The organism is Aquirufa originis (assembly GCF_042714495.1).
In the GTDB taxonomy this organism is placed as follows: Bacteria; Bacteroidota; Bacteroidia; order Cytophagales; family Spirosomataceae; genus Aquirufa; species Aquirufa originis.
Map to the genome: position 1 here is coordinate 339401 of NZ_JBBKXY010000001.1, position 25615 is coordinate 365015.

At 43.0% G+C, this 25615-nt stretch carries 21 protein-coding genes, 1 tRNA gene and 1 pseudogene; 19 read left to right on the top strand and 4 right to left on the bottom strand.

The window, feature by feature from the left end; all coding sequences use genetic code 11:
- The first annotated feature begins 70 nt into the window (after window positions 1–70).
- The 10 genes and pseudogenes from gyrB (at window position 71) to SKC35_RS01455 (ending at window position 12368) form a co-directional block, all read left to right on the top strand.
- The gene (gene gyrB, locus SKC35_RS01410; protein ID WP_377977722.1) at window positions 71–2041 is read left to right on the top strand and encodes a DNA topoisomerase (ATP-hydrolyzing) subunit B; all 1971 of its coding nucleotides are present in this window, start codon (window positions 71–73) and stop codon (window positions 2039–2041) included.
- A 1-nt stretch (window position 2042) separates the two neighbouring features.
- On the top strand, window positions 2043–2261 hold the full coding sequence (locus SKC35_RS01415; RefSeq protein WP_377977723.1) for a hypothetical protein: 219 nt from the start codon (window positions 2043–2045) through the stop codon (window positions 2259–2261).
- Window position 2262: 1 nt separating this feature from the next.
- Window positions 2263–4551 carry a polyphosphate kinase 1 gene (gene ppk1 / locus SKC35_RS01420; RefSeq protein ID WP_377977724.1) on the top strand — a complete coding sequence of 763 codons (2289 nt, stop codon included), beginning with the start codon at window positions 2263–2265 and terminating at the stop codon, window positions 4549–4551.
- A gap of 24 nt (window positions 4552–4575) precedes the next feature.
- Window positions 4576–5812 (top strand): annotated as a pseudogene (locus tag SKC35_RS01425) (NupC/NupG family nucleoside CNT transporter).
- Between the two features lies 1 nt (window position 5813).
- Window positions 5814–7772 (top strand): DNA primase, encoded by a 1959-nt coding sequence (gene dnaG, locus SKC35_RS01430; RefSeq protein ID WP_377977725.1) that lies wholly within the window; start codon window positions 5814–5816, stop codon window positions 7770–7772.
- Window positions 7773–7789: 17 nt separating this feature from the next.
- A complete protein-coding gene (locus SKC35_RS01435; RefSeq protein WP_377977726.1) occupies window positions 7790–8308 on the top strand; it encodes a hypothetical protein in 519 nt (172 codons plus the stop codon).
- Window positions 8309–8384: 76 nt separating this feature from the next.
- A complete protein-coding gene (locus SKC35_RS01440) occupies window positions 8385–9485 on the top strand; it encodes a hypothetical protein (RefSeq protein WP_377977727.1) in 1101 nt (366 codons plus the stop codon).
- 11 nt (window positions 9486–9496) lie between these two features.
- The gene (locus SKC35_RS01445; protein ID WP_377977728.1) at window positions 9497–10381 is read left to right on the top strand and encodes a hypothetical protein; all 885 of its coding nucleotides are present in this window, start codon (window positions 9497–9499) and stop codon (window positions 10379–10381) included.
- 1 nt (window position 10382) lies between these two features.
- Window positions 10383–11891, top strand: coding sequence for a vanadium-dependent haloperoxidase (locus tag SKC35_RS01450; RefSeq protein ID WP_377977729.1), 1509 nt, complete (start codon window positions 10383–10385; stop codon window positions 11889–11891).
- 48 nt (window positions 11892–11939) lie between these two features.
- Complete coding sequence (locus tag SKC35_RS01455) at window positions 11940–12368, top strand: hypothetical protein (protein ID WP_377977730.1); 429 nt, start codon at window positions 11940–11942, stop codon at window positions 12366–12368.
- Between the two features lie 40 nt (window positions 12369–12408).
- Here SKC35_RS01455 and SKC35_RS01460 read toward each other — a convergent pair whose 3' ends face one another.
- From SKC35_RS01460 to SKC35_RS01470, 3 genes are read right to left on the bottom strand one after another with little or no spacing between them, the layout of a single operon-like run.
- Entirely contained in the window at window positions 12409–13461 is a 1053-nt protein-coding gene (locus SKC35_RS01460) for a sugar phosphate isomerase/epimerase family protein (protein WP_130896138.1), read from the bottom strand.
- A 13-nt stretch (window positions 13462–13474) separates the two neighbouring features.
- Window positions 13475–14620 (bottom strand): Gfo/Idh/MocA family protein, encoded by a 1146-nt coding sequence (locus SKC35_RS01465; protein WP_377977731.1) that lies wholly within the window; start codon window positions 14618–14620, stop codon window positions 13475–13477.
- Between the two features lie 7 nt (window positions 14621–14627).
- The gene (locus tag SKC35_RS01470; RefSeq protein ID WP_223131839.1) at window positions 14628–15767 is read right to left on the bottom strand and encodes a Gfo/Idh/MocA family protein; all 1140 of its coding nucleotides are present in this window, start codon (window positions 15765–15767) and stop codon (window positions 14628–14630) included.
- A 271-nt stretch (window positions 15768–16038) separates the two neighbouring features.
- On the opposite strand from SKC35_RS01470, the gene SKC35_RS01475 reads away from it, so the two are divergent.
- Window positions 16039–17247, top strand: a complete 1209-nt coding sequence (locus SKC35_RS01475) for an MFS transporter (RefSeq protein WP_377977732.1) — start codon at window positions 16039–16041, stop codon at window positions 17245–17247.
- A gap of 47 nt (window positions 17248–17294) precedes the next feature.
- Complete coding sequence (locus tag SKC35_RS01480) at window positions 17295–17873, top strand: peptidylprolyl isomerase (protein WP_269009018.1); 579 nt, start codon at window positions 17295–17297, stop codon at window positions 17871–17873.
- Here SKC35_RS01480 and SKC35_RS01485 read toward each other — a convergent pair.
- Window positions 17830–19491, bottom strand: coding sequence for a sodium:solute symporter family protein (locus SKC35_RS01485; RefSeq protein WP_377977733.1), 1662 nt, complete (start codon window positions 19489–19491; stop codon window positions 17830–17832). The two genes, SKC35_RS01480 and SKC35_RS01485, sit on opposite strands and share 44 nt — an antisense overlap.
- A 185-nt stretch (window positions 19492–19676) precedes the next feature.
- Between SKC35_RS01485 and SKC35_RS01490 the strand changes: the two genes are divergently transcribed.
- The 7 genes from SKC35_RS01490 to SKC35_RS01520 all read left to right on the top strand — a co-directional run bounded on the left by SKC35_RS01490 (window position 19677) and on the right by SKC35_RS01520 (window position 25592).
- A tRNA-Leu gene (locus tag SKC35_RS01490) sits at window positions 19677–19761 on the top strand.
- A gap of 69 nt (window positions 19762–19830) precedes the next feature.
- The gene (locus SKC35_RS01495; RefSeq protein ID WP_377977734.1) at window positions 19831–21171 is read left to right on the top strand and encodes a trigger factor; all 1341 of its coding nucleotides are present in this window, start codon (window positions 19831–19833) and stop codon (window positions 21169–21171) included.
- A 135-nt stretch (window positions 21172–21306) separates the two neighbouring features.
- Window positions 21307–22014: a ClpP family protease gene (locus tag SKC35_RS01500; protein ID WP_377977735.1), complete on the top strand. Its 708-nt coding sequence runs from the start codon at window positions 21307–21309 to the stop codon at window positions 22012–22014.
- Window positions 22014–23258, top strand: coding sequence for an ATP-dependent Clp protease ATP-binding subunit ClpX (gene clpX, locus SKC35_RS01505; protein ID WP_377977736.1), 1245 nt, complete (start codon window positions 22014–22016; stop codon window positions 23256–23258). Before SKC35_RS01500 ends, clpX begins: the two co-directional genes overlap by 1 nt.
- A 1-nt stretch (window position 23259) precedes the next feature.
- Window positions 23260–23952, top strand: coding sequence for an alpha/beta fold hydrolase (locus SKC35_RS01510; RefSeq protein ID WP_377977737.1), 693 nt, complete (start codon window positions 23260–23262; stop codon window positions 23950–23952).
- The gene (cmk, locus tag SKC35_RS01515) at window positions 23945–24631 is read left to right on the top strand and encodes a (d)CMP kinase (RefSeq protein ID WP_130896147.1); all 687 of its coding nucleotides are present in this window, start codon (window positions 23945–23947) and stop codon (window positions 24629–24631) included. The genes SKC35_RS01510 and cmk overlap by 8 nt, the downstream gene beginning before the upstream one ends.
- The gene (locus tag SKC35_RS01520; RefSeq protein ID WP_377977738.1) at window positions 24618–25592 is read left to right on the top strand and encodes an NAD(P)/FAD-dependent oxidoreductase; all 975 of its coding nucleotides are present in this window, start codon (window positions 24618–24620) and stop codon (window positions 25590–25592) included. The genes cmk and SKC35_RS01520 overlap by 14 nt, the downstream gene beginning before the upstream one ends.
- Window positions 25593–25615 lie beyond the last annotated feature (23 nt).

The following is a 25615-nucleotide window of genomic DNA, read 5'->3' on the forward strand; positions in this document are numbered from 1 at the left end:
TTTAAGGTTACTAATCAACAGTATTTCCGGGCGATTAAAAAGCTCGTTTTAACACACATTAAATTACATTATGTCAGAAGCACAAGATACATCAGCTCAGGATCGGGCAAATTATGGTGCAGATAATATTCAAGTATTAGAAGGTTTAGAGGCGGTTCGTAAGCGTCCATCCATGTACATTGGTGATACCGGCTTTAAAGGTCTTCACCACTTGATTTGGGAGGTTGTTGATAACTCGATTGATGAGGCGTTAGCAGGTCATTGCGATATGATCAAAGTGACGATCAATACGGACAATTCCATCTTAGTAGAAGACAACGGTCGTGGTATCCCTACGGGAATGCACACAAAAGAGAAGCGTTCTGCTCTAGAGGTAGTAATGACGGTGCTTCACGCCGGTGGTAAATTCGATAAAGATACCTACAAGGTTTCTGGTGGTTTACACGGTGTGGGTGTTTCTTGTGTGAATGCCTTATCGACAGATTTAAAAGTAACGGTTTATAGCCGTGATGGTAAAATTTACCAACAAGAATATAAAATCGGGGTTCCGCAATACCCAGTAAAAGAGGTAGGAACAACAGATCGTACAGGTACATCGGTATTATTTAAGCCAGATGAGACGATTTTCACGGTGACAGAATACAAATACGAAACAGTTGCGGGTCGTTTACGTGAATTATCTTTCTTGAATGCGGGTATTCGTATTCAATTAACGGATATGCGTGAATTAGATGAGAATGGCGTAGCGAAAACGGAAGAATTCTTCTCTGAAGGAGGTCTTCGCGAATTCGTTATGTTCTTGGATTCTACGCGTGAGCCATTGCTTTCTGAGCCTATCTACATGGAAGGTGATAAGAATGGCGTTCCGGTTCAAGTGGCGATGGTTTACAATACGTCTTACACAGAGAATGTAGTTTCGTATGTCAATAACATCAACACGATTGAAGGTGGTACGCACGTAGCGGGTTTCCGTGGTGCATTGACTCGTACGTTGAAAAATTACGCAGATAAGTCAGGTGCCTTAGATAAATTAAAGATTGATATCGCAGGGGATGACTTCCGCGAAGGATTGACAGCGGTTATTTCGGTGAAAGTGGCGGAGCCTCAGTTTGAGGGCCAAACAAAAACAAAATTAGGTAACGGCGAGGTATCTGGTGCCGTTTCTGCAGCGATGTCTGATATGTTAGAGTCTTGGTTAGAAGAGCACCCGAAAGAGGCTCGTCAAATCGTAGCCAAAGTAATCTTAGCTGCTCAAGCGCGTCACGCTGCTCGTAAGGCGCGTGAAATGGTTCAACGTAAGACGGTTTTAGGTTCGAACTCGTTGCCAGGTAAACTAGCCGATTGCTCGGATTCAGATCCAGAAACTTGTGAGATCTACCTAGTCGAAGGGGACTCAGCGGGTGGTACGGCGAAACAAGGCCGTAACCGTGCATTCCAAGCGATCTTGCCTTTACGTGGTAAGATTTTGAACGTAGAGAAAGCACAAGAATACCGTATCTACGAAAACGAAGAGATTAAGAATATGATTACGGCGCTAGGCGTTTCTTTCGGAAAAGATGGAGATGAGCGTGCGTTGAATATGGATAAATTGCGTTACCACAAGGTGATCATCATGACCGATGCGGACGTTGACGGTAGTCACATTCGTACCTTGATTTTAACGTTCTTCTTCCGTTATATGCGTGAATTAGTAGATCGCGGATGTATTTACATCGCACAACCTCCGTTGTACCAAGTGAAAAAGGGACAACAAGTGCGTTACGTTTGGACAGAAGATCAACGTACCCAAGCGATTCAAGAATTAGCCGGTGGTGGAAAAGAAGACAACGTAGGCGTACAACGTTATAAGGGTCTTGGAGAGATGAACGCGGAGCAATTGTGGGAAACGACAATGAACCCGGAATCTCGTACCTTGAAGCAAGTGACGGTTGAATCTGCGATCGAAGCTGATTTATTGTTCTCGATGTTAATGGGAGATGAAGTAGCGCCACGTCGTGACTTCATTGAGAAGAATGCTAAATACGCTAAAGTAGACGTTTAGAATGAATTTTGATTTTAAGTCGTATCATTTGCGTGGCATTCACGCAGAGACGCTGGAGGAAAAGCAAAAGATCAATCAAGAATTGAAAGACTTTTACAATTCCTTAACAGAACAGGACAAACGCTTGTTTAATTTAGAACTTCAGAAATTCTTGGCCACTGAAATGGGGCGTTTGGGTTCTGATTATCAAGCCATCAAAAATCAAGTTCCTACAGAATAATATGAGTGAATTAGATAAAATACTGAAACACGAAGAGTCAAAAGATTCCCTTGCCGGGAATCTTTTGTCATTACTTACGCCTACGAATTGGAAGATTAATCTGATGGCTCCACGCGAGCAAAATCGGAAAGTGGATAAGTCGACCCAAAAGTCGAACGATACCATCGCGAAATCAAAGTTCATCTCCCGGGATTTGTCCTGGTTGAAGTTTGACGAACGCGTTTTGGATCAGGCACGTGATACGTCTAAGTCACTTTTTGATCGCTTGAAATTCTTAGCGATTACGGCCTCTAATTTGGATGAGTTCTTTACCATCCGAATGGGCTCCTTGTATAATTACATTGATTTAGGGAAAGAAAGAACGGATTATTGTGGATTGCGTGAGGTCCCTTTTAAGCAGGCCATCATTAACGATGCGCAGGAGTTTACCCAGGAAAAGCACCGTCTTTTCATGGAGGAAATTTTGCCTTTATTTCCGGAAAATGGGCTTTTATTAGCTTGCTTAGATGATTTAGACGAAGACGAAAAGGAAGAGGTTGCGACCTATTTCCAGCGGACGATCTACCCAATGCTGACCCCGATGGTGTTCGATCATACGCACACGTTCCCGAGTTTGCTAGCGAAGACCTTAATTTTTGGGGTTGTAACGGTAGGCCTTTCAGACAAGAAAAAGACGCGAAACGAGAAGGAACAAAAGATCTCTTTTGTGCAGATTCCGTTGAATTTAAAGCGTTTCTACGTGATTGAACGGGAAGATAAAGTGTTATTTATCCCGATTGAAGAGATTATACGCCACCATTTGCAAGTTTTGTACCGCAATGTGGAAATTGAATCGACGACTTTGTTCCGCATCACACGTAATGGAGATTTTGATTTAGTGGAACACGAGGATTCAGATACGGATTTTGTGGATGAGGTGAAGAAGAAGATCAAGGACCGTCGTTTGGGTCGAGTGACGCGTGTGGAGGTGGAGAAATTCCATTCGGATTTCTTGTTGACAGAAATGTTAAAGCGTTGGAATTTAGACCGTTCGGATATTTTTGTCAAAAATTCAATTTTGGATTTTACGTCTTTTTGGCAAATCTTAAAACACGCTGAATTTAAGACGCAAATGGCTGTAAATCCAGCTGTGGTTCCGGCTTTAGGCCTGAAATCGGTGGTGATTGATGATATTTTCGATACCATTAAACGCGGTGATATTTTATTGCATCATCCGTATAACAACTTCGAACCTGTCATTCAATTATTAGAACAGGCAGCGGATGATCCCAAAGTATTAGCGATTAAGATAACCTTGTACCGTATTTCTAAAAACTCCCGTATTTCGAGTGCTTTATTACGTGCGGCTGAACAAGGAAAACACGTTTCGGTCTTGTTTGAGGTGAAGGCGCGTTTCGATGAGGAGAACAATATCAAGGAAGCAACGAAATTGCAGAAAGCGGGTTGCTTCGTGATTTATGGTATTCCGGGATTGAAAACGCACACAAAGTTGTTGCAAGTGATTCGGAACGAGGGCAATCACGTGGTGAGTTATGCTCACCTTTCCTCTGGAAATTACAATGAGGATACGGCCAAATTATACACAGATATTGGCCTTTTAACAACGGATACTAGGATTACGCAAGATATCTCCGAGTTCTTCAATGTTATCACGGGGCACTCGATGCCTACGCATTACGAGCATTTAATTACGGCGCCGCGTGATATGCGGAATCGCTTGATCGAGATGATCGAAAATGAGGTGAAAAATCATCAGCAAGGTTTGCCGGCCGGAGTTTGTTGGAAGATTAACTCTTTACAGGATTTAAAGACCATGGAGGCGCTTTACAAAGCTTCTCAAGCAGGTTTGCCGGTGCTTTTGATTGTGCGAGGTATCTGCTGTATTCGTCCACAACGCAAAGGTTTATCAGAGAATATCTTCATTAAATCGATTGTAGGAGAGTATTTAGAGCATACACGTTTGTATTATTTCCACAATGCCGGCGATCCTAAAATTTATGGAGGTAGTGCGGATGTGATGGTTCGAAGCTTTGACCGACGTATTGAATCCTTATTTGAATTAGTGAATACGCGCGCGAAGAATCTGGCTATTACCATCTTAGATTGGAATCTTCGAGATACCAAGAACTCTTATGAGATGCAGGAGGATGGCACTTATTGGAAAATCGAGAGTGATGATCCATTTGATATCCACACGAAATTTTACGAAATCAAAGACGAGGATTTGGTTGCCGAATTAGCTTTTGATAAATTTACAATTAGCCTAGATACGAAACTAGAAACAAAATAGGCGAATTACACCAACAAACAACACATGGAAAGATTTACAGGATTGCTCGGTATCGTTTTGATTTTGGGCGTTTCATTTTTGATGTCGAACAACCGAAAAGCAATCAATTACCGGACGGTAGGCGTAGGTCTTTTAATGCAAGTGTTGTTAGCGGTGTTTATTTTAAAGACCGAGACAGGCCAAAACCTCTTTCAGTGGTTAGGTGATTCCATTAATACCTTATTAGGTCAAGCAGATAAAGGGGCACAATTCGTGTTTGGATCCCTGGTGAATCGCGATTTGATGATCAGCATTTGGTCCGGGAAACGATTATATTTTCTTCTTTAAAGTAGTTCCTACGATCATCTTTGTATCTGTATTAGTGAATATGTTCTACCATTTAGGCATACTCCAGCGGGTGGTTTCCTTTATAGGCAAAGGCGTTCATTGGTTAATGGGTGTGAGTGGGGCAGAGGCGCTTTCGAATGTGGCATCTACGTTTGTAGGCCAGGTAGAGGCACAAATCATGATCAAGCCTTATTTAAAAAACATGACGAATTCGGAGCTCATGGCTTCGATGACAGGTTCATTTGCCTGCATCGCGGGTGGTGTAATGGCCGTTTATATCTCCTTGGGAGTTCCAGCAGCCTATTTATTAGCGGCAAGTTTGATGGCTGCACCGGGTGCTTTAGTGATCTCTAAAATTATGTTCCCAGAAACAGAGAAGTCGGAGACAGAAGGAGAAGTGAAATTGGAATTGTCTAAGACGCACGCGAATTTAGTGGATGCGATCGCGGCAGGTGCGAGTGAGGGTTTAAAAGTGGGGATGAATGTGATCGCGATGTTGATCGGTTTTATTGCGTTGATCGCCTTAGTGGATTTAGGATTAGGACACATCGGTGCTTGGATCAACTATCCCGAATTATCGATGAACACGATTTTAGGAAAGGTATTCTCTGTTTTTGCCTTTGCAATGGGCGTTCCCGCGCAGGATATTGAAGTGGCAGGAGCCTTGATGGGTAAGAAAATGGTGGTGAACGAATTCGTCGCGTATTTAGATATGGTGCATTTGAAAGCAACCTTGGATCCGAAGACGATCGCCATTACGAGTTTTGCTTTATGTGGTTTTGCGAATTTTTCATCGGTAGCTATCCAAATCGGTGGTATCGGAGAATTAGCTCCATCTCGTCGTTCCGATTTAGCGAAATTAGGCTTTAAAGCCTTGATTGCAGGTACTTTGGCCTCTTATTTATCAGCAACGTTAGCCGGTTTATTATTGTAATATGCGCATTGATCCCGAAACCGTCGAGCGAATAAAGCAAACGGCTGCGGTGGCAGACGTGATCGGGGATTATGTAACGATTAAGAAGAAAGGCGCGAACTATTGGGCTTGCTGCCCTTTCCACGGAGAAAAGACGCCGTCTTTTTCTATTTCCCCAGCGAAGGGAATTTACAAATGTTTTGGTTGTGGTAAAGCCGGTGATTCTGTGCGTTTCATTATGGATATGGAAGGCCTGGGTTATGGAGAGGCCTTACGTCATTTGGCCAAAAAATACGGTATCGACATCCAAGAAGAGGAAATGACCGACGACCAGCTCGTTCGTCAAAACGAGCGCGAAAGTCTTTTAATCATCCTCGAATACGCGAAAGAATACTTCAAAAAACAATTATACGATACAGACGAAGGGAAATCCATCGCCTTGCCTTATTTCAAGGAACGCGGTTTCTCTGATGCCACGCTTCAATCATTCGATTTAGGCTATAGCCCAGAAGCCTGGGATGCTTTCTTGAAGGCGGCCCTAAAACAGGGTTTTTCTCAGGAAATCATTGAAAAAGCGGGTTTAGTCACCCAAAAGAATGACGATGGTAAGGTCTACGATCGCTTCCGTAACCGTGTTATCTTCCCGATTCACAATGTGTCGGGGAAAATCATCGCTTTCGGTGCTCGTATTCTGCGCAACGACGCAAAGAATCAGGCGAAATACCTGAATTCTCCAGAAACGGAAGTTTACCATAAGTCAGCCACTTTATATGGTATCTCACAAGCAAAGAATGAGATTCGGGCAAAAGATGTTTGCTATTTAGTAGAAGGCTATACTGACGTTATTTCTCTTCACCAAGCGGGAATTAAAAACGTGGTGGCGTCATCAGGAACGTCTTTGACCATTGAACAGATTAAGTTAATTGGTCGCTTTACTCAGCACGTTACCGTATTATATGATGGTGATTCTGCTGGGATTAAAGCAGCCTTGCGTGGAATGGATCTAATCTTAGAGGAGGGCTTGCAGGTGAATTTAGTCGTATTCCCGGAAGGAAATGACCCGGATTCCTTTGTGCGTAAGATCGGTTCTGAGGCATTCATTGACTACATCAAGAAAGAAGCAAAGGATGTGATTTCGTTCCAAGCGAATCTGTTCAAAGAAGAAGCAGGCGACGATCCTTTCAAGAAAGCCGAAATGATCAAAGAAATGGTTCAATCCATTTCAAAAATACCGGATGCCATTCAACGTAGTCTTTTTCTTCAAAAGACGGCGACGATGATGCGGATGGATGAGGACGTGCTTTTAGCAGAATTGAATAAGATTCAGCTGAAAAAGATGAAGGGCGCGAGCCAAGATCCGCAGCAAATATCCGCACAACAGTATGCGGAGGTGCGTCAATTGATTGAGCCAACTTTCGCTGATGAGGACGAGCCGGCGCAAGTTCAGAATTTAGCCTATTATCAAGAATTAGAATGTGTACGGTTATTGATTAATTATGGGCATTTAGAAATCAATCCCGAAAAGGCTCCGGGTTTAACAGTCGTACATTATTTGATTGATGAATTAGAAGGTACTGTTTTCCAAACCCCTTTGTTTATTCGTATTCTCGACCTTTGTAAGCAAGAATTTGGAGCTCAACGTGCTCCTAAACCTGATTTCTTCCTGCACCATACGGACGAAGAGATTCAATCTTTCTCGATTAATATCTCCTCTGAAAAGCATGCATTGTCTTCTGAATGGAAAGACAAGCATGAGATTCGGGTGAATACGGATGAAGAATTGTTAGAGGATTTAGCTTATAAGAATGTATTGCGCCTTAGAAAAGTGTACAATGACCAACATTTGCAGGAGATCTTAAGCAAATTGGATTCGTTGAAAGCAGATGCGGCGGAAATGGACGAGGTTTTGCTTGAATTCATCCGGTTGAAGGAGATTCAGAAAAATATTTCTCAAGAATTAGGCACTGTCATCGAAAAATAGCCTATTTTTGCTCTTGAATGAAAAAAATACTTGCCATAATGCTATTCTCTGTGCTGCTTTACCAAGCAGGTGGTTTCGCGTTGCAGTATTTATCAGAAGGCAATACGGTTGCCGTTGATCCAGAAACGGAAGAGACGGTAGTCGTAAAAATCCCTATCAATTTACCTTATCAAACGGATTGGGTTTCTTCAGAAGAAGTAGAAGGTTCTGTTCGCCAAGGCGATGAATTCTACGAAATGAAGGAGCGTAAGGTGGAAAATGACACCTTGGTAACGGTGATGGTGAAAGACCGAAATGCACGTGAAAACTTCTTTGATTTAGCAGAACAGGTAAATGAACACCTGACCGATGAGCCTGGTTCTACTCCCTCTAAAACGAAATTAATCAATACCCTTGTGAAAGAATATTGTGCTCAGTCTTCAGGCTGGGTATTCTATATTATGGAATGGCCTGTTTCGATAGAGGCACCTATTTATTCTATATTATCTACCAAAGACTTCTCGTCTGATTTTTTCTCGCCGCCTCGGCAAGCTTAATTTTTCTTTGATTCCCTTTTTAGCCTAGGACAAATCTGTCCCAGGATATCGTGTATTATTTAAAAAATTAAGCAAAATGAAAAATATTTTATTAGCACTCCTTTGTGTAGGAGTAATTACGACTAGTTCTTTAGGTCAAGGTTGTGTAGCGGTTCGTCATATGAGCTGCTCAGTGGGTACAGGTGCAAACTCGAATTCGATGATGCACCCAGGCCAATGGCAAGTTTCTTTAGGTTTTAGAACCCTACATTCTTATAAACATTACGTAGGAGCAGATTACCAGCCAGCTCGTGAAGCGGCAGGTACAAACGTAATCAATGATCAGCAAGGTTTTGATTTAGGGGTAAGCTATTCGGTAACGGATCGCCTTTCGGTAGCTTTAAACTTGCCTTTGAGTTTCAATTACAGAAGTTCGATGTACGAGCATTATGGTAATGCCGTTTCAGGAAATCCAGCGCAGAAACGCTTTGGAACCGTTGCTAACGGAATAGGCGATGCACGTATTACGGCGTCTTATTGGGTATTAGATCCTTTGAAGCACATGAAGGGTAATTTGTCAGTTGGATTAGGGGTCAAATTGCCTACTGGAGATTGGAATGTGCAAGACGAATTTCATCGCCGTAAATCAGATGGATCTGATTATACGGTGACAAAAGCGGTAGATCAATCGATTCAACTAGGTGATGGTGGTGTAGGTATTAACTTGGAGATTCAAGGATACCAGCAATTATTTAACCGCACTTCTTTGTATTACAATGGATTCTATATGTCAAATCCAAAAAATGTAAATAGTGCCTCTAACGTTGCGCCAGACAAAGCCGTAACAGATGAAATGGTCCACTATATGTCGGTGTCAGATCAGTATGCAGGTCGTTTAGGTTTGAATTATGCTTTGGCTCCCAAAGCAGGTATCGGAGCAACCCTAGGTGCACGTATTGAAGGTGTTCCAGCCTATGATTTAATTGGTGATTCAGATGGCTTCCGTCGTCCAGGTTATATCTTCTCGATTGAACCAGGGATTAGTTATTCGACAGCAAAAAACACGTTGTTCGTGTCCTTACCTATCGCAACTCAGCGTAACCGTATTAAGAGTGCAAACGATTGGGTGAATAACAAACATGGGGATGCAGCCTTTGCAGACTATTTTATTTCAGCTACGGTAACACACCGTTTTTAAATTACAGTAGTATGAAAAAGATCGTTGTACTACTACTTTGTTTACTAGGTTTCGTCGAATTAAAAGCACAAATGCCTCATGACGCTATCTATATGAACAAAAAATTAGCTTGCGGTGCCTTAATTTATGGCAATAGTTCATGGACCCAATATTGGGAAAATGGATTAAAACGTGATAATCCAAATATTGGCCGATTAACAACTCAATCGGCTACGGCAATGATTGCCTATGGAATTACTAGGGACATCAATGTGATTGCCATGGTGCCCTATGTTAAGACAGAGGCAAGTCAAGGCAATTTAATGGGCCAGCAAGGTTTTCAGGATGCCTCTTTTTTTGTTAAAACAAAATCGAAGGCTTATCATGGTATTACAGCTCATGGTGTGTTGGGATTCAGTGTCCCGGTTACGAATTATGTCCCGGATTTTATGCCCATGTCGATTGGGTTAGGGGCAAAAACGCTCGTTGTCCGCGGAATGCTATCTTATGCTTTACCCAAGCATTTATATGTTAATTCTTCGATTGCTTATCAGGCTAGAAGTCAGGTGAAAGCTGATCGTGATTCGTATTTAGCGGGTTCTAAGTTGTATCAAACTAATCAGGTAGCCGTACCGGATGCCTTTGATGCGGCTTTTCGTTTGGGCTATCTGAAAAAAGATAACCAGATCGAACTTTTTGCTGAACATTTTTCTTGTACAAAAGGGGATGACATTCGCCGGAATGATATGCCTTTCTTGACGAATGATATGACGATGACTACTGTGGGAATGTATGTAAAATACCAACCTAAGTCCATTGGGGTGAATGCGCGCGTTGCCTATGTAGTCGATGGCCAAAATGTGGGTCAAAGTACGACCGTTTCCATTGGTTTATTATACCTTTTTAAAGTCAAATAAGATGAGATATATGTTAAGTTTATGGATACTACTAGGTTTAGTATCCTGTGATAAATCGGTCTCTGAATCGATTATCGAACCCTATTCTCCAGCTAAAGTCGATGAAGCGGCCGGTAACTGGAAAACGTTTATATTAACTAATCCCACGGAAGTGGTTGTGCCTGCCTTAAATTCGGATGCAGCTTATAAGAAAGAAGTAGATTCGTTAAAGTCCATCGAAGTGACGGCTTCTCAAAAAGCAGCGGTACTCTATTGGGGTGCTGGAGCGGTATTGCGTTGGAATGAAATTGCTAGAGAATTAGCAGCTCGATATAACATTCCACCAGCTGCGAACGCGGCCGGTGTTTATCCGGTGCCGAATGCGGCAGACCCTTTGGCAGACCCTAAATTTCCTTTTGCAAATCCACCTTACACCGCTAGAGCTTTAGCTTATCTAAGTGTGGCGCAATACGATGCCTTAGTCAGCGCCTGGAAGTATAAATACCAATACAATCGCCCTGCACCATCTGTTTTGGATGCCTCTATTAAACCTTTGTTGCCGGTTTCGACTTTACCAGCTTATCCATCTGAAGATGCGGTGGTGGCTCAAGCGAGTTATGTGATTTTATTAGCGATGTTCCCAGGTGAGGGACCCTTTTTAGCGGCTAAATTAGCGGAAGCTAAAAATGTACCGCTTTGGGCTAAAACAAATGTGAATTCGGACGTGATTGCAGGGGCTAATTTAGGTGCTGCTGTAGCAGCTAAGGTAATGGCTAGAGCGAAAACGGATGGTATGAGCGCTTCAAATAACCAATCGATTGTACCAGATATGATCGCACATGCAAAATCACTCGGATTTACGACGGTTTGGGCGAGTCAAGAACTGCCCGCAAGACCGCCGATGTTGCCAAACTATGGTGCGGTAAAAACGTGGAATTTTGACAGAACCACCTTGGAGTCGATTCGCCCCGCTATTCCTTATTTGCCAGGTTCAGAGGCGTTCAATAAAGATTTAGCGGAATTGCAGACAATTAACAAAACTCAAACAAGAGAGCAAGCGGCTATCGCAAATTACTGGGCTGATGGTCCAGGTTCTTATACGCCACCAGGGCACTGGCATCGCTATGCGTGTGAAGCGGGTGTAGACGCAAAATACTCAGAGGTTCGGATGGCGCGTATGTTAGCTTATGTAGGAACGGCTTTGATGGATGCAGGTGTGGCTTGCTGGGAAACAAAATATTTTTATTATAGTCCTCGTCCTCAACAGTTCGATTTGAAGACCTCTGTTGGGTTGCCTAATTTTCCTAGTTATACGTCAGGTCACTCGACCTTCTCATTTGCTGCAGCAGCTGTATTAGCAGACTTTTTTCCGGATAGGGCGAATACCTTTATGGCGAATGCACAACAGGCCTCTGATTCTCGCGTCTATGGGTTGATTCACTTCCGAGTGGATTGTACGATGGGTGGAAAACACGGAAAGACAATTGGTGATTACGCCGTGCAACGAGCGAAATCAGATGGGGCTAATTAATTGACTAAGGTCATTTTTTGATTTATTCTCAATAAATACTTTTACACTATGGTAACTATTAGCAAAACACGCCTCCAAGCCCTTGTTACGGCAGCTTGGTTAAACCGCGCGATGATCGCGGTGGTGTATATTTGGTTTGGATTTTTAAAAGTCTTAGGTACTTCTCCGGCAGAAGGATTAGTAACGAAGCTTTTCAATCTTACGTTAGAGCCCTTCATGGGCATTCAGACGTTCCTGTTGATTTTAGGCATAGGGGAGTGTGCGATTGGAATGTTGTGGTTGTCTCCTCGTTTGACTAAAATCGCCTTCTGGGTGATGATAGCACATTTGTTTACGACTTTTTTACCGGTATTATTTTTGGTTGAAGATACGTGGCAATCTTTTTTCTCGCTAACCCTGACCGGTCAATACATTATCAAGAACGTGGTGTTGTTATCCGCGGCATGGTTTATTTATGTCTTTCGAGAGGAAGCGTAAGTGGATAAAAAAAGCCCCTGACTTGTCAGGGGCTTTTTACTTAAAGACCTAAGATCTTTTTATTGAACTCTTCGTCTGCTCCGGTTCCGGCGAAATCATCGAAGACCTTTTCGGTTGCTTTGATGATGTGGCTCGCGATGAACGGCGCACCCTCTGTAGCTCCCTGAACAGGATCTTTGATACAGCATTCCCATTCTAAAACGGCCCATCCGTCGTATCCGTATTGGGTTAATTTAGAGAAGATGCTTTTGAAATCGACTTGCCCGTCGCCCAAAGAACGGAAACGGCCTGCGCGGTTAATCCAAGATTGGTAACCACCGTACACCCCTTGTTTTCCTGTTGGGTTAAACTCAGCGTCTTTTACGTGGAACATCTTGATGCGCTCGTGGTAGAAGTCGATGTATTGTTTGTAGTCCAAAGCCTGTAACACAAAGTGAGACGGATCGTACAATAAATTTGCGCGTTTGTGACCTTTAACCTCGTCTAAGAACATTTCGAATGTTACGCCATCGTGTAAATCTTCCCCTGGGTGAATCTCGTAGCATAAATCTACTCCACATTCATCGAAGGTATTTAAGATCGGTAACCAACGGCGACCTAATTCTTTGAAACCTTGCTCTACTAAACCAGCTGGACGTTGAGGCCAAGGATATACCGTGTGCCACATCAAAGCACCAGAGAAAGTAGCGTGTGCGTTTAAACCTAAGTTTTGGGACGCTTTAGCTGCGTATTTTAATTGTTGGATTGCCCATTCGGTACGTGCTTTGGGATTTCCTTTCACAGAATCCGGAGCGAATGCATCGAAACCAAGGTCGTAAGCTGGGTTAACCGCGACTAATTGACCTTGAAGGTGAGTGGATAATTCGGTGATTTGTAAGCCTTTGGCAGCTAACATTCCTACGATTTCGTCGCAATAAGTCTTCGATTCTGCTGCTTTTTGCAAATCAATACAACGTGAATCCCATGACGGAATTTGCACTCCTTTGTAACCTAAAGAGGCTACCCAAGTTGTGATGCTGTCTAAGGTATTAAATGGGGCTTCATCGCCCATAAATTGTGCCAAAAAGATCGCTGGCCCTTGAATCGTTTTCATATGTTCTGAAGGTTTAGATTTTTACCCATTTTTGAGAACGCGTCGAATCTAAGATGCGCTCGCAAATTAATAACTCGCGGTATCCGTCTGCAAAAGTAGGGTATTTCGGATTTTCTGGTTGCTTGCCAGCTTCTACTGCGGCGTATACTTCCTTGAATAATTGCTTCGATGTATCAGAGAAACCTTCGTTGTGTCCACCAGGGAATGTCATTAAGGCACTTGCTTCAGGGTAGGCCAAAGAAGGATCACGCATCAACACCTGATTCGCTTGATCTCTATTACCAATCCACATTTCGTTAGGGGACTCTGAGTTAAACGCGAATGTCTTATTTGAACCTGAAATCTCTAATTTCAATTGGTTCTTGCGACCTGCTGAAACTTGAGATACCGTTACACAACCGCGGTTTCCATTGTCAAAACGTAATAAAACGTTCGCATGGTCCTCTGTATTGATGTGTACATCCGCATAGTCTTCCGGCTGCAACATTTTGCCTGAATACGTCTCTACTGGCTTCAAAGGCTTCTTGCGCACTTTGTGAACCGTGTTGAAATCAGCCATTACTTCGACTGTTTTCAAACCTGTGATGTATTCAATGACGTCTAATAAGTGAGATCCGATATCGGCGATAGCGCGTGAATCACCAGATTTGTCCGGCTCTAAACGCCAGTTATAATCCGTGTTGTAGAATAACCAATCTTGTAGATAGCTACCCATGATCGAATAGATTTCACCTAAATCGCCTTTCTCGCGCATCGTCTTCATTTGACGCACTAATGGATAGTAGCGCAGGTTGAAGTGAACCGCATTCACTAAGCCTGTTTTAGCCGCTAATTCGACTAATTCTTCTGCTTCGTGTAGGTCTTTTGCCAAAGGTTTCTCACATACCACGTGTTTACCCGCTAATAAAGCTGCTTTCGATTGAGAATAGTGTAAGAAGTTAGGCGTACAAATGTGCACACATTGGATATCTTCTTGCTTCAATAGTTCTTCAAATGTATACCAACGGCCGATGCCTAATTGCTTTGCTTTCGCTTCGGCTAATTCGATAGTCACTTCGCAAAGCGCAGCGACATCAATGTTAGGTAAACGGCGTAATGCCTCGATATGTGCGGGTCCGATAAAACCGGTTCCTACGATTCCAACTTTGATTTTAGTCATGGTTATATTATAGTTCAAATTTTGTCCACTTATTTGTATTGTCTTGGGATGATCTCACCACATTCTCGATGAAAGCCATTCCCATGATTCCCTCGTCGATTCCTGGGAAATCGTACAAAGGATCCTGCGCTTTTCCTTCCCATCTTGCTCTTAATGCAAAAGCAAAATTGCGGTAGATGTTCGCAAAAGTCTCCACATAGCCTTCTGGGTGACCAGCTGGCTGACGTGTATGCGCATTAGCGGCAGGAGATAGCTGGCCTACGGCCGTACGAATGATCCGCGCTCCTTCGTCGCGCGTCCTAAACACCATCGTATTTGGCTCCATTTGGTGCCATGTAATCCCCGCCTTACTTCCATAGATACGGAAGTTGAAGTCGTTCTCTTCACCGTTGCAGATTTGCGAGCAATGTAAAATACCTTTGGCCCCATTATCATAATGGATTAAGATATTGCCATCGTCATCTAGCATGCGGCCCTCCACGAAAATCGTCAGATCCGCGCAAAGCTCTTTAATATGTAATCCTGTGATGTATTCGATCAAATTCTCGCAATGCGTTCCAATGTCACCAATGGCACCTGCTGCACCGCAACGCGCTGGATCGGTTCTCCAAGCTGCTTGTTTTTGGCCTGTAGCCTCTACTAAGTCGATTAACCAACCTTGTGGATATTCTACGATGATCTTGCGAATTTCGCCTAGTTGACCTGAGTCCACTAAATGTTTCGCCTCTTTCACCATCGGATAAGCCGTATAATTATGGGTCAAAGCAAAAATCAAGCCTGATTTTTCAATGATTTTCTTCAATTCTTTCGCTTCCGCTAAGTTCAAGGTCGCTGGCTTATCGCAAACAACATGGAATCCATTTTCGAGCGCCATTTTAGCGGCTGGGAAGTGTACGTGATTAGGAGTTACGATGGAAACGAAATCCATGCGCTCGCCTTCTGGCAATTCTTTTTCCTTCAAAATCATCTCCTCATACGAACCGTAAACGCGGTTTTCTGGGAGGTAAAGAGCTTCGCCAGTGGCTTTTGATTTTTCTGCGCTAGAACTGAATGCGCCGCAAACTAATTCGATTTCTCCGTCTAATTGGGAACCGCGACGGTGAACTGCTCCGATGAAAGCCTCTTGACTTCCGCCGATCATTCCCATTCTGATTTTCCTACTTTGGCGTGATTTTGCCTGTGTAGCAGAACCTCCTTGAATCATAATTATTATAGATTTAGATATGTTACAAAAATAGAGCAAAATTTGGTTTTATAGCCTCTAAATCGCTCTTTTTTTGAGATAATCGTAAAAATAATTGCCTCCAGATGCCATTATCCGAAAAACTTTTTGTTTTTTTGTTACGATTTTTCCAATGAAGAATTTAATTTTTTTAAGAATAACCAATCTAAACTATTTATCTAAACCCCAAACAATTATGAATCAAACGGTTAATGCCAATCGATTATTTTTGGCGTCATGTTTTGCACTCATCACCACTTCTATGGCCTTCGGGATTCGTGCAGGTGTTTTAACTCAGCTAGGAGTTAGTTTCCAATTGGATAACGAGCAATTAGGTTACGTAAACCAAATGGCTTTCCTAGGTTTCCCTATCGCGATGATTATCGGAGGACCTTTATACAATGTCTTAGGGCCTAAAAAAATCATTTGGGTGGCGTTCTTTACGCACGTGATTGGTCTTATTATGACGATTTTCTCAGGTGGTTTTTGGACTTTATTATTATCTACTTTCTTCGTAGGGTTCGGTAATGGTACGGTAGAAGCTGCTTGTAACCCGATGATTTCTGATATGTTTGAAGGAAAGGACAAGACTAAAATGTTAAACCGTTTCCATATGTGGTTCCCAGGCGGTATCGTTATCGCGACTTTGTTGTCTCAATTTATGACAGACAACAACATGGGCTGGCAATTGCAAATCGCGGCTATCTTAGTTCCAGCGGTTATTTATGCGTATTTATTCTATGGTCAAGCATTCCCAGTAGCGAAAGTAGAAGGTGGTGCTTCGACAGGTGAAAACTTCAAAGCGATGTTATCTCCTATCTACTTGTTTATGCTAGCTTGTATGGCTTTAACAGCGATCTCGGAATTCGGTCCGGAACAATGGATCGGGCCAATTATGGGTCAAGCAGGAGCTAGTCCAATGATCATATTAGCGATCGTAACAGGTTTAATGGCCGTAGGTCGTTACTTCGCAGGTCCTATTGTTCACAAATTAGATGCTGGTGGCGTATTATTAGTTTCGGCTATTTTAACCGCAGTTGGTGTTTACTTAATGAGCGGAGCTACAGGTAATATGGTCTACGTTTCAGCGATTATCTTCGCCTTAGGTGTATGCTATTTCTGGCCAACTATGATCGGTTATGTAGCAGAAAACATTCCATTGACAGGCGCTTTTGGTCTTTCGATTATGGGTGGTATGGGTATGTTTGCAACATCAATCTTCCAACCTATCATCGGTTCTTGGTTAGATGCCAATACCGCTGAGGCTGCTAAGACAATGACAGGTGATGCAGTCGCATTAGTTGCAGGTCAAGCAACAATGGCGCAAATGGTGTTATTTCCATCGATCTTGATTGTGGCTTTTGCAGGTCTTTATTTCTTCGGAAAGAAAGCATCTCACGCTTAGTCTAGAATTTTATTTAATTTAGGGGGCTCGAAAGGCCCCCTTTTTTTATGCGTTACCTGATCTTATTCTCTTTCTTGATTTTTGCGTGCAAGCCTAATTGGCGGATTGATCCTGCCAAAGTCAAGGAGGAATTGCAGGCCCAGGCAGCTCAAAACACAGAGCGCAAGATAAAGGTAGAAACACGTTTAGGGGACTTCGAACTTGAGTTAGATGATCGAACACCTTTGCATTCCGTGAACTTTATCCGCCTGGTGAAGATGGGTTATTTCAAAGACCGCTACTTCTACCGCAATGTGTATGAGATTGGGATACAGGGCGGAGGAGAGTATTTTGATCGCTTGAACTACTTGGTTCCGGCGGAGTATTTGGATGAGCTGCGACCTGAAAGAGGAACTATTGCGATGGCTCGCTATGATGAAGGGAATCCACTTCAATCCTCGTCACCTACCGAGTTTTTCATTGTGACAGATTCCGAACAAGCCCGTCGTTTTTATCGGAAATACGTGGTTTTTGGCAAAGTCACCAAAGGAATGGCGGTAGTCGACTCCATTAAAAAGGAGCGTTCATTCGACGAGAAACCGGTTATTCCGGTGAAGTTTTCGATGTCTGTTTTGGACCCGAAATAAGACTTAATACAAGGGCAATCGCCATCACTAATAGGCAGCCTAATACATTTAGCCAAAGAAAGGCCATCCACTCTACTTTCCAAGCATAAATCACGAAAGCCTCAGCGATAAGCGCGGCAATAAAAACTTGCGTCCCCGTCGTTTTAGGCAAATAGAAGGCACATAGGAAAATGCCTAAAATGGTTCCATAAAACCAAGAACCTAGAATATTCACCACTTCTATCAGGCTTCCCATATTCACCGCAAAAGTCGCGACGACTAAACAAAGCATACCCCATCCTAAGGTGATGATTTTGGAAATCCACCAATAATGCTGATTTCCGCGATCTGGCGCGATAAATCGTTCATAAATATCCACCATTGAAGTGGAAGTCAAGGACCCAAAAGCCGAAGCCATCGAGCCCATCGACGACAGCAATATCATCGCGATGAGGAAACCCACAATCCCGATGGGAAGTTGATTGATGATATAGTGCAAGAAAATGTAATTTGTGTCTTGAGCCTCTGTCTTCGGTTTTGCCGCTTTTAAAAGGGCTACCGCTTTTTCTTGGGTAGCAGCTGCTTGCTTGTTCAAGTCATTCAACCGGGAATAATCCTTTTGTAGAATGGCGGATTTCTTAGCCTCGAAAATCGCCCCTTTCTCCTGATCAATGGCCTGATGTCCCGGAACTGTAGCCCAAACCGCCTCGGTGTTCTTGTTAAAGAAAGTAGGTGGGGCGTTGAATTGGTAATAGGTAAATACTAAAATGCCCACTAATAAAATGAAGAACTGCATCGGAATCTTAAGGAATCCGTTCATCAAAAGTCCTTTTTTGATCTCTCCTGCAGAAATGCCGGAAAGGTAGCGGCCTACTTGGCTTTGGTCCGTTCCAAAATACGACAACTGTAAAAAGAAGCCACCTATGATCCCAGACCAAATATTGTAGCGGTTATTCAAGTCAAATTTCCAATCGATCAAATTCACTTTGCCCATTTTACCCGCAATCTGCAAAGACTCTTTCACGCCGATTTCGTCCGGAAGTTGCGCAACAATATACCCCCCCACGAAAACCATCCCGACGAGAACAACGGCCATTTGCAACATTTGAGTGTAGGAAATGGCTTTAGATCCTCCCAGCATACAATAGGCGGTTACGATAGCCGCTGTCACGGCATTGGTCCAGGTTAAATCCCATCCTAATAAAGTAGAGAGGATAATGGAAGGGGCGGCGATGGTTACACCCGTAGACAAGGCACGCGGAATTAAGAAGAGGAGGGAGGTGAGCACCCGGGTTTTGGCATCAAAACGATTCTCTAAAAACTCGTAGGCGGTGTATACTTTAAGCGAAAAATAATGCGGAATAAAGGTCACCGACAGGATAATCATGGCGATAGGTAAACCCAAATAGAACTGCACGAAACGCATTCCATCGTGGTATGCCTGGCCTGGAACGGATAAGAAAGTAATCGCTGAAGCCTGCGTGGCCATCACGGAAAGTAAAATATGGTACCAGGGAAGTTCTCGATCTGCTAACAGAAAACCCTGTAAGGAATGCTTCGTTTGCTTTCCTTTCCAGCTGCCATAGGCAACAATTCCACCAATCGTAGCCAATAAAACGATCCAATCGAGTGCTTGCATAGCTACTTAAAGGTTTCAGTTAAGTAGATGAATGTCGCAATGATTCCTAATAGGAATACAATTAATGCCACATACCAGCGACTGAATTTCATAGGAGGTTTATTTTTGCCCAAAGTTAATCCAATATTTATATTTAAAAGCTTTTGAATTTTTAAAATTGCTGACTACCTTTGCACTCCAAATTCGCGGGTGTGGTGGAATTGGTAGACATACCAGACTTAGGATCTGGCGCCGCGAGGCATGGGGGTTCGAGTCCCTTCACCCGTACCAATGGCAAGCCCTCAACACCAAAAAGGTTTTGAGGGTTTTATTTTAAAGGCTAATTATAAATAAGAACAAATGAACATTTCACTTAACAAGGCAGGAGATTTAGAAGGTCGTTTGACTGTAGTCGTATCTCCAGCAGATTACGCGGAAAAAGTAGAGGCAAAATTGAAAGATTATCGCAAGAAAGCATCCATCAAAGGATTCCGTCCAGGTATGGTTCCAGCGGCTCTTGTGAAGAAATTATATGGTCAATCTGCTCTAGTAGACGAAATCAACCACATGTTAGGTCATGAAGTTTCTGATTATATCAAAGAAAATAAATTGAACCTAGTAGGTGAGCCTTTGCCAGCTGTAGAAGAGGCAGATGCAATCGACTGGGAAAAAGATACGGAATTTACGTTCCACTATGATTTAGGTTTCCACGGAGATTTTACGGTGGATTTGGCCAAAATCAAAGCTATCAACTCGTACGAAATCAAAGCAGACAAGAAAGAAATCGAAGAAACGATTGAAAACTTGAAGAAGCAATTTGGCGATCAAACACATCCAGATGCTGTTGAAGACCGTGATTTAGTTTTCGGAACCTTTACACAAGGTGACTGGGTAGAGAAATCTGCGATCCCCATGCACGCCATCAACGATAAGTCGAAGAAAGTGTTCATCGGTGCGAAAAAAGACGATACCTTGAAATTTGCGATTGATAAAGTTTTCGTAGATGCGAAAGCTTTAGCTTTAGCAACTGGAAAGAAAGAAGACGAAGTAGCTGATTTGAAAGGAGAGGTTTCGTTCGTAGTGGAAGATATCACGCGTCAAGTTCCTTCGGAATTAAACGTAGCGTTTTTTGATAAAGTATTAGGGGCTGGAAAAGCGACAGATGAGAAATCTTTCCGCGAGCAAGTAGAAACAATCGTTACAGAGAACTACAAGCGTGAGGCTGAATACTTATTGCGTATTGACGCGGAGAAAGCAATTTTAGACGCAGTTAAGATTGACTTACCTGAGAAATTCTTACGCACTTGGTTAATCCGTATCAACGAGGGTAAATTCACAGCAGAACAAATCGATCAAGATTTTGATAATGTGAAGAAAGATATGCGTTGGAACTTGATCAAGAACGAAATCGCTGAGAAATTCGACGTGAAAGTGGAATATCCAGAGGTAGTAGAGAAAGCGAAAGATATGGTACGTGCACAGTTTGGCGGTTATTTATCGTCTAACGAGCCAGGTATCGAAGAAATGATTGAGAAAATCGCGATGGGTTACTTGAGCGATAAGTCGAAGTCAGATAACTTCATGAACTTATACAACCAAGCGTTCGCAGACAAAGTATCTGCTGCGATTGTAGCGAATGTTCCTCACAAAGTGACGAAAATCGATGTAGACAAGTTTAAAGAAATCGCAGCAGCGCTTTAATTTTAACATTGTCCTGCTATTTTTTGGAAGCCCCGCAAATTGCGGGGTTTTCTGTGAACAAAGGTTCTTATATTTGTGTTCTAGGTAGTATAAATTCTAAAAAAGTCTAAATTTGATTTTTAAACATTGAAATCTATGTATCCAAAGGAGTTATCATCAGAAGAGTTTCGTAAGTACGCGGTTCACCACAGAGGTTTGAACGGTCTTGCGGTTGATCAATATATGAATAACATCGGCAGTCGCCCGATGCACCAAATCGAAGATATGACACAATACATCATTGAAGAACGCCCGATGCGTTTTGCTCAAATCGATGTATTCTCTCGTCTAATCATGGACCGCATCATCTTTATGGGTGTTCCGGTGGATGATTATATGGCCAATATCATTGTCGCACAATTGTTGTTTATGGAATCTACGGATGCGAAGAAAGACATTGTGATGTACATCAATAGCCCAGGCGGATCTGTTTACGCAGGTTTAGGTATCTACGATACGATGAACTACATCCGTCCAGAAGTGGCTACGGTTTGTACTTCACTTGCAGCTTCGATGGGCGACGTTTTATTAGCTGGTGGCGCAGCCGGAAAGCGTTCTGCTTTAGAGCATGCACGTGTGATGATTCACCAACCATCAGGTGGTGCGCAAGGTCAATCACGTGATATCGAAATTACAGCGCGTGAAATCGTGAAAATTCGCCAAGAATTATACGAAATCTTAGCAAAACACTCAGGTAAATCTTTCGAAGATATCGAACGTGATTCAGATCGCGATTATTGGATGAAAGCAGCAGAGGCGAAAGAATATGGTTTAATTGATGAGATTTTAACGAGAACTGTCTAGTGGCTAGTAAAAAAACGAGTTGTTCTTTCTGCGGTCGTCCTAAAAACGAGGTGGGTTTATTGTTATCTGGAATCGATGGCCACATTTGTAATAATTGCTTAACGCAAGGTTATGAGGTGGTAAAAGAGGAGATGGGTGTGGCGGCTGCAGCGAAAGCAGGCACGAAACATTCGTTTGAATTAGTGAAACCGAAGGATTTAAAAGAATTCCTAGACGGATATATCATTGGTCAAGAAGAGGCGAAAAAGCATTTATCGGTAGCGGTTTATAACCACTACAAGCGTTTGATGCAGGCTCCTTCGAATGATGATGTGAAGATCGAAAAATCGAATATCTTGATGGTAGGGGAGACCGGTACGGGAAAAACGTATTTGGCTCGGACACTTGCCCAAAAATTACAAGTTCCTTTCTGTATCGCCGATGCGACCGTGATTACGGAAGCGGGTTATGTGGGAGAGGACGTGGAAACGATTTTGACACGTCTATTGCAAGCTGCAAACTATGACGTGGAGAAGGCCGAATGTGGCATCGTTTTCATTGATGAAATTGATAAAATTGCGCGTAAATCAGATAATCCGTCCATCACTCGTGATGTGTCGGGTGAAGGGGTACAACAAGCGCTCTTGAAATTATTAGAAGGGTCTATTGTGAACGTACCGCCACAAGGGGGGCGTAAGCATCCAGACCAAAAAATGATCGCCGTTAACACGGAGAATATCTTATTCATCTGTGGTGGGGCTTTTGATGGCATCGATCGCCACATCGCGAAGCGTTTGAACTCTCGCCCGATTGGTTTCTCGGGAGATGATACCTTCCACGAATCATTCGAGAAGGACCAGATCATGAAGTATGTGACGGCGCAAGATTTAAAATCCTTTGGTCTAATTCCTGAATTATTAGGTCGACTTCCCGTTGTTACTTACTTGAATCCATTGGATATAACAGCTATGTTATCGATTTTAACGGAGCCTAAAAATGCACTTGTGAAGCAATACGAGAAGCTTTTCGAGATGGAAGGGGTTGTGTTGACTTTCCAGCAAGACGCACTGGTGTATATGGTAGAACAAGCGATGCAATTTAAATTAGGCGCACGTGGTTTGCGTTCCATTATGGAAGCGGTGATGATAGATGCCATGTATGAAATTCCGTCTCAGTCGGAAATGAAGAAATTTGAGGTGGATTTGAATTATGCGAAATCGAAGTTCGAAAGAACGGTATTCCATCAAATGAAAGTGGTCGCTTAATATGCTAGCTACTCAGCTTGTATTTTTGCATGGTTTTGGAGAAGATGAACGGGTGTGGGCAGACTTTTTGCCTTTCCACACCTGGCCATTTCCCACTATTTGTCCTGCGTATGCAGAATGGACTGATTGCGCCACTTTAGCAGATTATGCGCGAAAAATAGTTGCTCAATTGCCTTCAGAGGCCAATTTTATCCTGGTCGGTCATTCGATGGGCGGCTACATTGCCTTAGAGATAGCGTCTCAATTTCCGGATCGTGTGAAGCAAGTGGTGATGCTACATTCCACTTTTGTGGCAGACACGGAGGAAAAGAAAATCAACCGAGATAGAACAGCAGATTTACTCGAAAAAAAGGGTACGGCGTTTTTTATAGGGCCTTTCTTGCCTAATTTATTTGCTACCGTATCTCAGGAGCTGATAGCTACTTTAGCAGAGAGGTACCGAAATTTGCCCGCAGCCGGCTTAATTGCAGCTACCAAAGCGATGAGGGATCACAGCGATTTTACGACTTTTGTTCAAACGACAGATATTCCATTCCTTTTTATCATGGGAGAGCAAGACGCCTTGATTTCTCCAGAGTCCATTACTCGTTTTGTAAAGAAATCGGTTGTAATTTTGCCAAACGTGGGCCATCAAGGAACCTACGAAGCGCCAAAGGCTGTTGCCGAGGCCATTAATCAATTTGTACATGTCTGATATTATCATTGCCTTAGATGGCTTCTCTTCTTGTGGAAAAAGTACAACAGCCCGTCACGTGGCAGCGGCTTTACATTATGCTTTCTTAGATACCGGAGCGATGTACCGCGCGGTGGCGCTGTATTTTCACCGTCAACAAGTGAATACAGCAGATTTGCAAGCTGTGAAAGAAGCGTTAGCTCATGTCGAGATAACATTTGAATTTAATCCTTCGAAGCAGGCTTCAGATACGATTTTGAATGGGGAGAATGTGGAAGGGGAGATTCGCAAAATGTACATTTCAGATTTAGTGAGCCAAGTGGCCGCTATTCCAGAGGTTCGTCATGCGATGGTGGCTCAACAGCAACGGATGGGAGAGAAGAAAGCTATCGTGATGGATGGTCGTGACATCGGAACGGTCGTTTTTCCTCAAGCTGAATTAAAGATATTTATGACGGCTGAGCCACATATTCGCGCTCAACGCCGCAAATTAGAGCTTTTGCAAAAAGGTGAAGATCTTCCTTTGGAAGAGATTATTGAAAACTTGCGCAAACGGGATGAGATTGATTCGAATCGCAGCGAAGGACCATTGAAGCGTGCGGCTGATGCCATCGATTTAGATACCTCTTATCGTACGATGGATGAGCAAGTTGAATTCGTATTAGATCACGTTCGTCGCGTGCAAGGTGAAAAACGATAAACCCTTCATCATTGTAGGCCAGGGTTTAGCTGGCACTATTTTAGCACACCATTTTTTGGAGGCTGGAATTTCCTTTGAGATTTGGGATTCCCCTGTCACTCATTTTAATTCCTCTCAAGCAGCCGGTGGAATTTTCAACCCAGTAACGGGTCGGAAATTAGAACAGACTTGGCTGGCGGACGAATTATTTCCTTATCTATTTGAATTTTACCCGCGCTTAGAGGCGATTTTAGAAACGCGTTTTTTTTACCCGATGCCACTTTTCCGTCCCTTTGCCAATGAGGAGATGAGGAGCTGGCTAATAGAAAGAAAAGACCAGATTCACCATGGATATCTGCGTTGGGAGTCAACTGGAGTTTGGGTGGAGAAGGCTGGTTGGGTAGATGTGGTTACTCTGTTACGCGTTTCTCGTGAATATTTCGCTTCGAAGGGTTTGCTCGTCGAATCAGAATACACTGGAAATCAGGCGATTTTTTGCGAGGGATTTCACGGGCAGCAAAATCCGCTTTGGGCTAGCTTACCTTTCTTGCCGGCTAAAGGCGAGTTGATGGAGATTACTTCGGATGAGCCACCTGAAGACTATATTTTGAACAAGAATGGATTTATTGTGCCGCTAGGTTCTCGGCATTTTAAGGTGGGTGCGACCTATGGTTGGAAGGAGTTTACAAACGAGACTACACCGGAGGCGTTGGAGGAATTGACGAAGAAATTAGCTTTGATGGGTGTAGAGGATTTTGAATTGGTTCAGCAAAAAACGGGTATTAGGCCCGCCACTCAGGATCGAAGGCCTTTTGTGGGATTTCATTCACAGGTGGATGCCGGTATTTTCAATGGATTTGGTTCGAAAGGGGTTTCTTTGATGCCTTATTTTGCCAAACAATGGACCGATGAAATCCTCGAAAAATCAACTGTTCACCCGGAGGTATCAATTCGTCGATTTTATCATTTATTTTCCGTTTAAATCAGTAAATTTGGTTTTAAAGT